General features: G+C 42.4%; 12 protein-coding genes. 9 read left to right on the top strand and 3 right to left on the bottom strand.

Annotated elements, in window-relative coordinates:
- The first annotated feature begins 425 nt into the window (after positions 1–425).
- The 3 genes from O9300_RS12240 to O9300_RS12230 all read left to right on the top strand — a co-directional run bounded on the left by O9300_RS12240 (position 426) and on the right by O9300_RS12230 (position 1,478).
- Positions 426–713, top strand: coding sequence for a nucleotidyltransferase family protein (locus O9300_RS12240; protein WP_008206502.1), 288 nt, complete (start codon positions 426–428; stop codon positions 711–713).
- The gene (locus O9300_RS12235; RefSeq protein ID WP_008206501.1) at positions 703–1,029 is read left to right on the top strand and encodes a HepT-like ribonuclease domain-containing protein; all 327 of its coding nucleotides are present in this window, start codon (positions 703–705) and stop codon (positions 1,027–1,029) included. Before O9300_RS12240 ends, O9300_RS12235 begins: the two co-directional genes overlap by 11 nt.
- 152 nt (positions 1,030–1,181) lie before the next feature.
- Positions 1,182–1,478, top strand: coding sequence for a nucleotidyltransferase family protein (locus tag O9300_RS12230; protein WP_287971879.1), 297 nt, complete (start codon positions 1,182–1,184; stop codon positions 1,476–1,478).
- Positions 1,479–1,629: 151 nt separating this feature from the next.
- Here O9300_RS12230 and O9300_RS12225 read toward each other — a convergent pair whose 3' ends face one another.
- From O9300_RS12225 to polA, 3 genes are read right to left on the bottom strand one after another with little or no spacing between them, the layout of a single operon-like run.
- Positions 1,630–1,878: a heavy-metal-associated domain-containing protein gene (locus tag O9300_RS12225; protein WP_002765377.1), complete on the bottom strand. Its 249-nt coding sequence runs from the start codon at positions 1,876–1,878 to the stop codon at positions 1,630–1,632.
- A gap of 36 nt (positions 1,879–1,914) precedes the next feature.
- Positions 1,915–2,160 (bottom strand): NDH complex assembly factor CRR9, encoded by a 246-nt coding sequence (locus O9300_RS12220; RefSeq protein WP_002736270.1) that lies wholly within the window; start codon positions 2,158–2,160, stop codon positions 1,915–1,917.
- A 4-nt stretch (positions 2,161–2,164) separates the two neighbouring features.
- A complete protein-coding gene (polA, locus tag O9300_RS12215; RefSeq protein ID WP_287971878.1) occupies positions 2,165–5,035 on the bottom strand; it encodes a DNA polymerase I in 2,871 nt (956 codons plus the stop codon).
- A gap of 385 nt (positions 5,036–5,420) precedes the next feature.
- Here polA and O9300_RS12210 point away from each other — a divergent pair, with 385 nt between their 5' ends.
- The 6 genes from O9300_RS12210 to O9300_RS12185 all read left to right on the top strand — a co-directional run bounded on the left by O9300_RS12210 (position 5,421) and on the right by O9300_RS12185 (position 11,454).
- Positions 5,421–5,657 carry a hypothetical protein gene (locus tag O9300_RS12210; RefSeq protein WP_002746188.1) on the top strand — a complete coding sequence of 79 codons (237 nt, stop codon included), beginning with the start codon at positions 5,421–5,423 and terminating at the stop codon, positions 5,655–5,657.
- A 232-nt stretch (positions 5,658–5,889) separates the two neighbouring features.
- Positions 5,890–6,087, top strand: a complete 198-nt coding sequence (locus tag O9300_RS12205) for a type II toxin-antitoxin system VapC family toxin (protein WP_287971877.1) — start codon at positions 5,890–5,892, stop codon at positions 6,085–6,087.
- Between the two features lie 260 nt (positions 6,088–6,347).
- Complete coding sequence (locus O9300_RS12200) at positions 6,348–7,274, top strand: UDP-glucuronic acid decarboxylase family protein (protein ID WP_287971875.1); 927 nt, start codon at positions 6,348–6,350, stop codon at positions 7,272–7,274.
- 45 nt (positions 7,275–7,319) lie between these two features.
- A complete protein-coding gene (locus O9300_RS12195; protein WP_287732526.1) occupies positions 7,320–8,705 on the top strand; it encodes a UDP-glucose dehydrogenase family protein in 1,386 nt (461 codons plus the stop codon).
- A 248-nt stretch (positions 8,706–8,953) separates the two neighbouring features.
- Positions 8,954–9,637 carry a Mo-dependent nitrogenase C-terminal domain-containing protein gene (locus O9300_RS12190; RefSeq protein WP_287732524.1) on the top strand — a complete coding sequence of 228 codons (684 nt, stop codon included), beginning with the start codon at positions 8,954–8,956 and terminating at the stop codon, positions 9,635–9,637.
- A 128-nt stretch (positions 9,638–9,765) separates the two neighbouring features.
- Positions 9,766–11,454, top strand: coding sequence for a SulP family inorganic anion transporter (locus O9300_RS12185; RefSeq protein ID WP_287971874.1), 1,689 nt, complete (start codon positions 9,766–9,768; stop codon positions 11,452–11,454).
- Positions 11,455–11,800: the final 346 nt, after the last annotated feature.

Raw genomic sequence — 11,800 nt, 5'->3', positions numbered from 1 at the left:
CAGCACTTTTTCTCGGTCAATGATTAGGATAAGTTATAACTTAAAAATTAATCAACAACTAAAGCTTATGCTTGTAGCTAAGTGAAATCATTGATTAAGAGACCTGTACTTTTCAATGACTTTTTCAGCAAGCCCTATTTAGATTATGTCCTCAAAGATATTAATTCTCTAACAAACGCAATGACAGAAGCTATACTTATGCTCAAAGAAGAAGTTTTAGCCGCGGTTAAAATCTTCGATTAGACTTCTTGGATAATTAATTTTTGAGAGTTCAAAAATGAGAAAAATAGGGATGAAGTTGCAAAAAATCTCTAAATAGACCCTTTATTAGAAACCGATGAAGAAACGGCCACCGCTTGGATAAACCAACAACTAGAAAGCTTGGGAGTAAAACTAATCTGATGAACACAAAAATAAATCTACCAATGGAACAAATTAAAGCATTTTGTCAAAAGTGGCAAGTCACCGAATTGGCATTATTTGGTTCAGTTTTACGGGAAGATTTCCGTTCAGATAGCGATATTGATATTTTAATTACCTTTTCCCCAACTGCTAAACGAGGTTTAACCGAAACCCTACAAATGCGCGATGAACTGCAAGCAATTTTTGATCGAAAAGTAGATTTAATTGTGAAAGCAGCACTCAAACGGAGTGATAACTGGCTAAGATGTAAAAACATTTTAGAATCAGCACAGATTATATATGCCTCGTGATCAAGAATCTCTAATCGACATTGTAAATTCTATTAGACGTATTTTGCGCTATACCGATGGTATCGGTAAATCAGAATTGGAAAACAATGATGAAAAATTGTCTGCCATCCTCTACCAAATTACCATTATTGGTGAAGCGACTAAACGTCTTTCTGTAATCTTCCGTCAACAACATCCAGAAATTCCTTGGCGAGAAATGGCTGGAATGCGAGATGTCATTGTTCATAAATACGATCAGCTTGATTTGGATGTGGTATGGGACATAGTTGAAAATAAATTAACAGAACTTTTGAAAGCGATCGCACCTTTACTCTAAGAGTACTTTAAAAGCAAAATCCAAACAACTCTTAGAAATTGCTAAAATAGGAGTAGAAAAAGCGATAGAAACCGATGAAGAAACGGCAACCACTTGGATAAACCAACAACTAGAAAGCTTGGGAGTAAACCTAATCTGATCAACACAAAAATATGAAAATTCCTCAAGAAAAACTCTCACAACTTTGCCAACATTGGCATATTCATAAACTTTCCTTATTTGGTTCAGTTTTACGAGATGATTTTACCGCAGATAGTGATATTGATCTGCTCGTTGAGTTTGAACTTGGTTTTACCCCTAGTTTTTTCAAACTTCATCAAATTCAAGAAGAATTATCTCAATTATTTGATGGACGTACTATTGATCTCGTTACCGTCAAATCTCTTAATTATCGTATTCGTGAGCGTGTTTTAGCAACAGCAGAGGTGTGTTATGTCGCAGAAAGATAATCAAGTGTATGTTGAACACATGATTGACACAGCAAATAAAGCACTTAGCTTTGTAGAAGGTGTCAGTCGAGCAGTATTCGAGATGACATTCAACAATAATCACGACAATTTTTGATTTTTACCAGAGGTCTATTTTTAACGGGGGAGGATGTCAACCCTCACTTCCAGACTCAACAGTATGGCCGACTTCGCTGATCCATTGGGCAATTTCTGCGGGGGATGCGGTGGTTTCTACCGTGACGATTTTATTGGCTACATCCACCGATATTTGGGCTGCCGGTTGCTGATTATTAATCGCTTTAGTAATGGTATTAGCGCAACCTTCACAGGCAATACTAGGCACTTTTAGGGTAATTGTCATTGTTGTAACTCCAGTAACTTTATAGCTAAAAACTAGCATAAATTGTCAGGGGTAGCTGATTTTTTAAGAGTTTATTTACCATTTCAGCACTGCCGCTTCGATCCCCTGTTCCCGACGCAGTTTACTATCTTTTTCTAGCCATTGAATGACCTGTTTATGGGTTAGTTCTTCTAGGGTTACTCCCGTATCTTCGGCGATTATTTTTAATAAGCGTAGGGAAGAAATCGTTAAACGAGTCAGGAATTTTTCGGGAGAAGTCAAGAGGGCAGCGTCCACATCTGCGGATTCTTCTGGGGTTAAAAATTGTCTGTTTTCGATCATAGTTTTATTTGGTTTCCATCCAATTGTCACCGGCTTTAATTTCTACCAAGAGAGGGATCGTCAAGGAGACAGCTTCTTCCATAGTCGTCTTGATTTTTGACTCTAGGGATGGCCATTCTTCCCTCGGTACTTCCAAGACTAATTCATCATGGACTTGCAGCAGTAATCTCGCTCGATAATTTTGCAGTACCTCGGCCAATTTTACCATCGCTACTTTAATAATATCAGCACTGGAACCCTGAATGGGCGCATTAGCGGCCGATCTTAATAATTGTGCTTCCTCGTTGTTGAGTTTGAGGCTATCTAAATCGATGTCATGTAAGGACAGTCCCCGCAGTCTTTTTAAGAGGGGATTATCGAAGTTAAAATAACGTCTTCTGCCCAAAATTGTTTCCACATATCCCTGAGTGATCGCTTGTTTTTTGCTATTCTCTAAATACTCAAATACTTGGGCATAACGTTGATGATATTTTTCAATAAATTTTCTGCCCTGTTCTACGGTTAATTTCGATTCACGGGCGAATTTTTGCGCTCCCATGCCATAAATAACCCCGAAATTAATTGTTTTTCCTAAACTGCGTTCTTCGGAGGTAATTTCCCCTTTATCAAAGAGCAATTGAGCGGTGACTTTGTGAACATCTTGATTACTACGATACGCTTCTAATAAAACTGGTTCTTGACTGAGATGAGCGAGAATTCTTAACTCGATTTGTGAGTAGTCCGCTGATACTAATAAGTAACCATCTTCGGGTATAAAAGCTTGACGAATTCGTCTGGAAAATTCACTGCGAATGGGGATATTTTGTAGGTTAGGATTGGAGGATGATAAGCGTCCGGTGCTGGTGATGGTTTGATTAAAATCTGTATGTACTCGTGCGGTTTTTGGTTCGGCTAATTTCGGTAAAGCATCCACATAGGTGGATTTTAATTTGGATAAGGTGCGATGTTCAAGGATATAATCAACTAAGGGATGATCGCCTTGTAGTTTCTCTAAAACACTTTGATCGGTGGAGTAACCTGTTTTAGTTTTTCTGGATTTTTTGCGATTGAGTGCCAATCGATCGAAGAGGATTTCACTTAACTGTTTAGGAGAGCTAAGATTAAAAGTTTCTCCGATGGATTCATAAGCTTTTTTTTCTATGTCTGCTAGGTCTCTTTCTAGTTGCTGGGACAAGTTTTTTAGATAATTGACATTAATTTTTATACCATAATTTTCCATCTGCCACAGCACCATGACTAAGGGAGATTCTACCTCTGAGAATAATTGATATAAAGAGGGAATTTTAGTTAATTCTGCCTGTAATTTTTCTCGAAGTAAATAGGTAGCGTAGGCATCTAATCCGCAGTAGTTGGCAGTGGTGGTAATATCTAAATCAGCGATAGTTTTTCCCGTAGGAATACCGAGACTTTTATAACTAAGGGAAGTGATACCAGTTAAATAGCGATCGCACAAATCTTCGAGATTATGAGTTAGTTCGGGATGGAGGACATAACTAGCCACCATAGTATCAAAAACTAGACCTTTAACGGTAATTCCTTGATGATAAAAAACATCAATATCAAATTTTGCATTCTGGAAGACTTTCGGATAATTATCACTGGCTAAAATTGGGCGTAATTTTTCTAGAACTATCTCTAGATTTAAATTATCACCGCTCTGGTGGCCGATGGGAATATAGGCCATAGAATTTAATTCTTTTCCCCAACAGCAACCGATCCCGACCAATTTGGCTACACGAGGATTTAAATCCGTGGTTTCGGTATCCCAAGCGACAGGAAAATGTGGATTAGTGAAAGTTGTTAATTTTGCTAGTAAAGCATCTAACTTAGGAATAGTATCAATAATTTCCGGAGCAATTAGAACCGGTGGAGAAATAGGGGGTAAATCAAACAAAGACAATTGATTAGAATCAGCATCGCTAGTTAATTCTAGGGTAGGAGTGCCACCTAGATGCTGTTGAATTTGATCGAGTTTCTGGAGAATTTTCTTTAACTCTAATCTTGCCAATAAAGGTTGAACTAAACGCCGATCAAAACCTCGGAGACGAAATTTCTCCTCATCGAGGCTAACGGGGGCATCAAGGGCAATTTTGGCTAAATAGCGAGAACTTTCGGCGGCGGTTTTTCCCTCTAATAATTTAGTTTTTACCATTCCCTTAATCGATTCCAGATTGGTATATATATCGTCTAAGTTATCGTATTTTTTTAATAAATCTATCGCTGTTTTTTCGCCAATTCCGCGCACCCCGGGTATATTATCAGACTTATCACCGCAAAGAGCTTTAAAATCTACTACCTGTTTTGGTGTCACCCCTAACTTTTCCGTGACAGCTTGGGAATTGAATTCTGTATAACCCTGTCCCGATGTACTTTTGACCGCATTAATATCCAGATAGAGAACCGTGGTTTTTTTCTCCTCATCTACCAATTGGAATAAATCTCGATCGCCTGTTAAAATCTTGACCGTATAACCATGATCGCCAGCTTGTTTTGCCAAAGTTCCTAAAACATCATCTGCTTCGTAACCCGGGGAAGTCACAATAGGAATATTCATCGCTGCCAAGAGACTTTGCAGATTAGTTAAATCGGGGCGAAATTCTTCGGGAGTTTCTTGCCGATTAGCCTTATAATTGGCATCAGCTTCATGGCGAAAAGAAGGAGCTGCTAAATCAAAAGCAACTGCTAAATAAGTGGGTTTTTGAGTTTCAAGTAACTGCATCAGAGAATTTAAAAACCCAAAGCACACACTGGTGGGAATGCCGCTAGAAGTACGCAGAGGACCAGAACGAGACTTGGCAAAGGCATAATAGGCACGAAAAGCCAAAGAATGCCCATCAATCAGGATAAATAGCTTATTTTGCTCGGCACTGGTCATAATCTAGCCTCTTTAATCCTATCAAAATAATACTACATAGTATATAAAATTTACATTCCCTATTTTGCCCGAATTTGCCCAAATTTGACAAGGGGGGTTTTTCTGTTTAGAGTATAACATAGGCTGGCATTGTTCTAAACTTAAATCTTTCTATCTCTTTACAGGCGGCCGATGCCTGTGCTACCAATTACATCAATAGCATTTACAGGCATCCTGCTTGTACCACTAGGGAAAAACTAGACCGAATTACAGTAGCTCCCAATATTTATTTAGAATAACTCACTATCAGAAAAATGCCGATTACTGTAGGATCTGTTTTAAAGCTGTTAGCGAAGGGAATTATGCTACACTAGCATCAATATCTAGTCAAAAAGGCTTGTAATTTATGACTCCTCATCTTTCTCTTAGCCAGATTATAGAGTCTATCGATCAACTTTCTTTAGAAGAACAAAACCAATTATTTGAAAAATTAGCGCAGAAAAAACAACAACAAGAGCATCCACTGCTCAATATACCAGTTACACTAACCTATAATCCCCTCTTAGATGAAGTCATAGAGAGTATAGAAACCTATCGTCAAAAAGTTGACCAAGAAGACAGTCAACAAGTTGAAACACCGTGACTCAATATATATTAGATACCGATCATAAGCTTAGACGCATTTAAGTTTCCTACTCGTATCCCTATCTACAAGGCGTTCCAGGATATTAAAGTGCAATGTAAGTGCGTCTAAGCTTATAACCCTACTGCAAAAACTACATCCGAACTTAGTTCGGAGAGTAGCGTCTATCGATCCTGATGATACGGCTATAACAATTATTACTTTAGAAGAACAAGTAAGAGGATGGTTCAGCGTGATCAGAAAATACTCTCAAAGCAATCAATATGAAAAGTTAATCAAAGGCTATCAAGGTTTGAGAGATGTAGTTAATTATCTGAGCAAATTTAAAATTTTGAACTATACTTTAGAAGCTCATTATCATTTCAGAGAATTACGGGAGCAAAAAATTCCTATAGGAACACAAGATTTAAGAATTGCAGCGATTAGTTGATCAGAAAACAGTATTTTAGTAACACGCAATTATCGTGATTTCTCTCAAATCCCTAATTTACGCCTACAAGATTGGATGATATAGAACTCTGTAGGGATGACTACGAAAATTGTTACATTTTTTAAGGATTACCCAGCCATTATTCAGCCATTAGCCTAGCATCGGCGATCGCTGATAACACCTCGTCAAAAAAAATATTTGCCAAAAAACCAGCGTAAGGGTATTTTAAGAATAATTTTATATGTTTACTTTGCGATTACATGAGAATCCTAGTTACGGGTGGTGCGGGTTTTATTGGTTCCCATCTAATCGATCGCTTGATGGAACAGGGTCATGAAGTGGTCTGTCTGGATAACTTCTACACGGGGACGCGCCGAAATATCGTTAAATGGCTAGGAAATCCTTATTTTGAGCTAATTCGTCACGATATCACCGAGCCGATCCGTTTAGAAGTCGATCAGATTTATCACCTGGCCTGTCCTGCTTCCCCGATCCACTATCAATATAATCCCGTCAAAACGATTAAAACCAATGTTTTAGGGACCATGTATATGCTGGGGTTAGCTAAACGGGTAAAAGCGCGATTTTTGCTCGCTTCTACCTCGGAAGTCTATGGCGATCCCGATGTGCATCCGCAAACGGAAGAATATCGAGGTAATGTCAACTGCATTGGGCCGCGTTCCTGTTATGACGAGGGTAAACGGGTAGCGGAAACCCTAGCTTTCGAGTATTATCGGGAGCATAAAGTCGATATCCGGGTGGCCCGGATTTTCAACACCTACGGCCCGCGAATGCTGGAAAACGATGGTCGAGTGGTGAGTAATTTCGTCGTACAAGCTTTGCGCGGTCAACCCCTAACGGTTTATGGTCAAGGTTCCCAAACCCGCAGTTTTTGCTATGTTTCTGACTTGGTGGAAGGGTTAATGCGTTTGATGAATGGGGATTTTATCGGACCGGTTAATTTAGGCAATCCCGACGAATACACAATTCTGGAATTAGCACAAGTGATCCAAGGCATGATTAATCCCGAGGCCGAATTGGTCTATCAACCACTGCCGGAAGATGATCCCAAGCAACGACAACCGGATATCACTCGTGCTAAAACTTATCTGGATTGGAGTCCAACTATTCCTCTAAGTCAGGGTTTAAAAATGACGATCGAGGATTTCCGTTCTCGTCTAAGCTAATCCCTAATCAATAAATTTAACTCAATTGTCACTGGAGTAATTATCATGCGTGTTTGTGTTATCGGAACGGGTTATGTGGGTTTAGTCACCGGGGTGTGCCTAGCACATATCGGCCATCATGTCATCTGTATTGACAACAATGAAGAAAAAGTCAAATTGATGAAATCGGGACAATCCCCCATCTATGAACCGGGGTTATCAGAATTAATGCAGTCTTCGGCAGCCTCTGGCAATCTGGAATTTTCCACGGATCTAGAAGCGGGAGTTAAACACGGTGAAATCCTCTTTATCGCTGTTGGTACACCAGCACTACCCACGGGAGAAAGTGACACTCGTTATGTGGAAGCGGTGGCCCGGGGTATTGGGGCCCATCTCAACGGTGGTTATAAAGTAATCGTCAATAAATCGACCGTTCCCATCGGTTCTGGGGATTGGGTACGGATGATCGTCCTCGATGGAGTGGCCGAAAGACAAAAAAATCTCGTGGCTGCGGTTGGCGGTATTAGTACACTAGAACGCATCGAAGCGGAATTCGATGTGGTCAGCAATCCCGAATTTTTACGGGAAGGTTCGGCAGTTTATGATACTTTTAACCCCGATCGCATTGTTTTAGGCAGTAATAACCCGAAAGCCATTGAAATGATGAAGGAATTGTACGCGCCTTTGGTTAAACGCCAATTCGCTGAGGATCCCTCCTTGCCTCCCGTTCCCGTGGTGGTTACGGATCTCAGTTCGGCGGAAATGATTAAATACGCCGCTAATGCCTTCCTAGCCACCAAAATTAGCTTTATTAACGAAGTAGCTAATATCTGTGATCGCGTGGGGGCCGATGTCACCCAAGTGGCTAAAGGTATCGGTTTAGATTCCCGTATCGGCAGCAAGTTCCTCTCGGCCGGGATCGGTTGGGGGGGTTCCTGTTTCCCCAAAGATGTGTCGGCTTTGGTACATACCGCGGAAGACTACGGTTACGAAACGGAATTACTTAACGCCGCTATCAATGTTAACAAACGTCAACGGACAATTGCGATCGAAAAACTGCAACAGGAATTAAAAATCCTCAAGGGTAAAACCGTCGGTTTGTTGGGATTAACTTTTAAACCCGATACCGATGATATGCGCGATGCTCCGGCTTTAACCATGATCGAACAGTTAAATCGTTTAGGTGCTAAGGTAAAAGCTTATGATCCGATCGTTTCCCAAAGTGGTTTAAGTCACGGTTTAAGCGGTGTGATTATCGAATCGGATCCGGAAAGATTGGCCGATGGTTGTGACGCTTTGGTGGTGGTGACGGAATGGCAAGAATTCCTCCGTCTCGACTACGGGAAAATGGTTAAAACCATGCGCGAACCCGTGTTAATTGATGGTCGCAATTTCCTCGATCCTGCGGTGGTGACAGCAGCCGGTTTCCGTTACCTCGGGATCGGACGTTAATCCCAGGAATCCGCCTTTTCAGCAGGACTGACGCGGGTGGGGAAGGGACAAGAAGCACCAACCCTTACCCCTGCTCCTAGGGGCGAAAATTGCCCGATTATGCCGACTGAAAACCAAAAAATTCCTAGCTGACCATGGGGTTATTGGCTATAGTTAAATGATGTGAACAGGAGCCACTAGAATCCGGGAGCGCTCGGTAGAATTGAATTGAGAAACTAGAAATCAGTTTTAGCAATACATACATACTTATGGTTAGCTCTGTTCAATACCGATACACTAACGAACAAGTTAGGGACTGGTTACGGGGATTACTGACAATTGCCTGGTGTGATGGGGATTATAGCACCAGCGAACAGGAATCGATCGCCCGTTTCGCTCACGAATTAGAATTAGATGACGACCACGTTCTCTATCAATCGATTAGTCCCGAAGAATTGGCCGCAAGTTTCGGTCATGACCCCAGAATATCAGAAAACTTCCTCCGCACGGCGGTGATGGTAGCGATCGCCGATGGCATTTATTCCCCCGCCGAAGCGCAATTACTGCATAGTTATCGGGATGCTTTCGGGTTAGAAATCGAGGCCTTGTCAGCTTTAGAACATACTATCTGTGAAATTCCCGAAATTACCACGGAAGCGCAGAAATCCGAGTTTATCAGTGCCGAACATCCCCACCCAGATCTGCTGCATCCCCTCAAAGATTGGTTAGATGGGGTAGAAATGCACGATCCGCGCTTGGCCCGGTTTATCTGCAAAATGGTGCCGCCTCAATGTCCTTTTGAACGCGATATCGTGCTTTTTGGCCATAAATTAGTCCATATTCCGCCCCTGTGCAAGTTAAATCCTCTCTACGAACAATTAGTCGGTTTACGCTTCCGGGCTTTATCATACTTAGCCGATGATTGTCAAGAAGATATTTCCGAGTATATTTAGCCAATTTAATTAAAATTGCGGCTAACATGGTATAAATATCCTGCTGACAGAAAATATCTCAACCTAAGGGCTTTTCCTAGCTAATTCTTCCGTTAAAATTAGGTTAAGTCGCCGTTGACAGAGAAAATATGAGTAAAAACTCCCGACGAGTCGATTTTCCTGATTTACCCGGGCTAAAAAACCTGCGCTCCTATCAATGGCAGTGGCTGGGCCGAGATATACTCGCCGGTGTCACCGTGGCGGCCTACGCTATTCCCCAGTGTATGGCTTACGGCGACCTGGCCGGGGTCGATCCCGTGGTGGGATTGTGGACTCTCGTGCCAGCCGCCCTAGTTTACGCCCTTTTCGGCTCCTCATCGCAACTATCCCTCGGACCGGAATCGACCACGGCAGTGATGACGGCGGCAGCGATCGCACCTATGGTAAGCCTTCAAGGAGAAAATTACGGCAGTTTAGCGGCTTTTTTAGCCCTAATGGTCGGTTTAATCTGTTTAGTTGGTTATATCGCCCGCTTGGGATTTTTAGCTAATTTACTCTCCAAACCGATCCTGATCGGTTATATGGCGGGAGTGGCGGTGATCATGATTGCGGGACAACTGGGTAAAATTAGTGGTTTGTCAATCCGTGAAAATACGGTTTTTAAAGAAATTTTAGCTTTTTTTCGGGGAATAAATCAATGGCACTGGCCAACCCTTAGCCTCGCTCTATTGCTGCTACTATTTCTATTTGTCATCCAAAAATATTTTCCCAAAGCACCGGGTCCCTTGCTGGCGGTTTTACTGGGAACCCTCGCCGTCGCCACCCTCCATCTCGATCAAGAGGGGGTGGCAGTAGTGGGGAAAATTAGCAATACTTTGCCGAATTTTGGCTTACCAACCCTAGATTTTTCCCAATTACTACCCCTAGTAACCGCAGCCGTCGGCATTGCCCTGGTGGGCTATTCCGATAACGTCTTGACCGCTAGAGCCTTCGCCGCACGCCATAACCAAGAAATCGATGCCAATCAAGAATTTTTAGCCCTGGGACTGGGGAATCTGGCGGCGGGTTTTTGTCAGGGATTTCCCATCAGCAGCAGCGCCAGTCGCACCGCGGTGGGCGATTCGGTGGGTAGTAAAAGTCAACTTTACTCCCTGGTGGTGGCAGTGGTGGTGGTGGCGGTCATTTTCTTGCTCGGTCCGCTACTGGTACTCTTTCCCAAGGCTGCCTTGGGTGCGCTGGTGATTTATGCAGCCTGTAAACTGCTGGATATCGCCGGCGCTAAACGACTAAAAAGCTTTCGCAATAGTGAGTTTAATCTCGCTGTCCTGACAATGGTGGGGGTGCTAACCACGGGGATTTTAAGCGGGGTTGCCATCGCCATCGGTCTCTCGGTTATCGATTTATTGGCCCGCATTACCCGGCCCGATGATGCGGTCTTGGGTACGGTTCCGGGGGTGATGGGTTTACACGCACTCCAGGATTGGCCAGAAGCGCAAACAATACCAGGGTTAGTTATCTATCGTTACGATGCCCCCTTATTTTTTGCTAATGCGGCCGACTTTAAACGTCGCGCTCTCAGTGCCATTGCCCGGGAGACAAAAACGGTAGAATGGTTTGTCTTGAATACAGAGGCACTCGGAGAATTGGATAGTACAGCCGTGGAGATTATCGAGGAACTAGCAAGGGAATTATCAAGACAGGGTATAGTTTTCGCCCTAGCAAGGGTTAAACACGATCTGTACTTACAATTGCAACGTTCCCGCTTGTTAGATAAAATTAGCCAAGAGAGAATTTACTATACTTTGCCGGCGGCGATCGAAGCTTTTAAAAATCGTTAACTGATAGTTAGGGGTCGAGAAGGTCGTCGCCGACCTCCCCTCCCATAAAGAACCTACCCGTGCATAGTTTTCGGACTTTATTGAAATTAGCTGATAGAGTTGTCTAAGTTGGGCTTCCGTCGGTTGCATTTAGTCATTGTCGGCTTAATTTTAGATTATTGTTCATTTTAGTATTATTAATCGAAAGCCACTTCCCTAACCTATTTAGGGTTTGCTGAATAAAGGTGAAATGTAGGCAAGGTAAGGGTTTTGTGGCTTTACGAGCGAAACAGGTGCAAGATTTTGAGAGAATCGTGCTTCAAAACCTTGCGTCTTCATCGGCCCGCGTCCTGTAGGGGCGAAGCAT

It is taken from the genome of Microcystis sp. LE19-195.1E (assembly GCF_027532095.1).
GTDB lineage: Bacteria > Cyanobacteriota > Cyanobacteriia > Cyanobacteriales > Microcystaceae > Microcystis > Microcystis aeruginosa.
This window is presented reverse-complemented; position numbering and strand designations above follow the sequence as displayed.

Coding starts and splice junctions, on each gene's coding strand:
- O9300_RS12240 (WP_008206502.1), top strand. CDS start 426: ATGGAACAAATTAAAGCATTTTGTCAAAAGTGGCAAGTCACCGAATTG.
- O9300_RS12235 (WP_008206501.1), top strand. CDS start 703: ATGCCTCGTGATCAAGAATCTCTAATCGACATTGTAAATTCTATTAGA.
- O9300_RS12230 (WP_287971879.1), top strand. CDS start 1,182: ATGAAAATTCCTCAAGAAAAACTCTCACAACTTTGCCAACATTGGCAT.
- O9300_RS12225 (WP_002765377.1), bottom strand. CDS start 1,878: ATGCTAGTTTTTAGCTATAAAGTTACTGGAGTTACAACAATGACAATT.
- O9300_RS12220 (WP_002736270.1), bottom strand. CDS start 2,160: ATGATCGAAAACAGACAATTTTTAACCCCAGAAGAATCCGCAGATGTG.
- polA (WP_287971878.1), bottom strand. CDS start 5,035: ATGACCAGTGCCGAGCAAAATAAGCTATTTATCCTGATTGATGGGCAT.
- O9300_RS12210 (WP_002746188.1), top strand. CDS start 5,421: ATGACTCCTCATCTTTCTCTTAGCCAGATTATAGAGTCTATCGATCAA.
- O9300_RS12200 (WP_287971875.1), top strand. CDS start 6,348: ATGAGAATCCTAGTTACGGGTGGTGCGGGTTTTATTGGTTCCCATCTA.
- O9300_RS12195 (WP_287732526.1), top strand. CDS start 7,320: ATGCGTGTTTGTGTTATCGGAACGGGTTATGTGGGTTTAGTCACCGGG.
- O9300_RS12190 (WP_287732524.1), top strand. CDS start 8,954: ATGGTTAGCTCTGTTCAATACCGATACACTAACGAACAAGTTAGGGAC.
- O9300_RS12185 (WP_287971874.1), top strand. CDS start 9,766: ATGAGTAAAAACTCCCGACGAGTCGATTTTCCTGATTTACCCGGGCTA.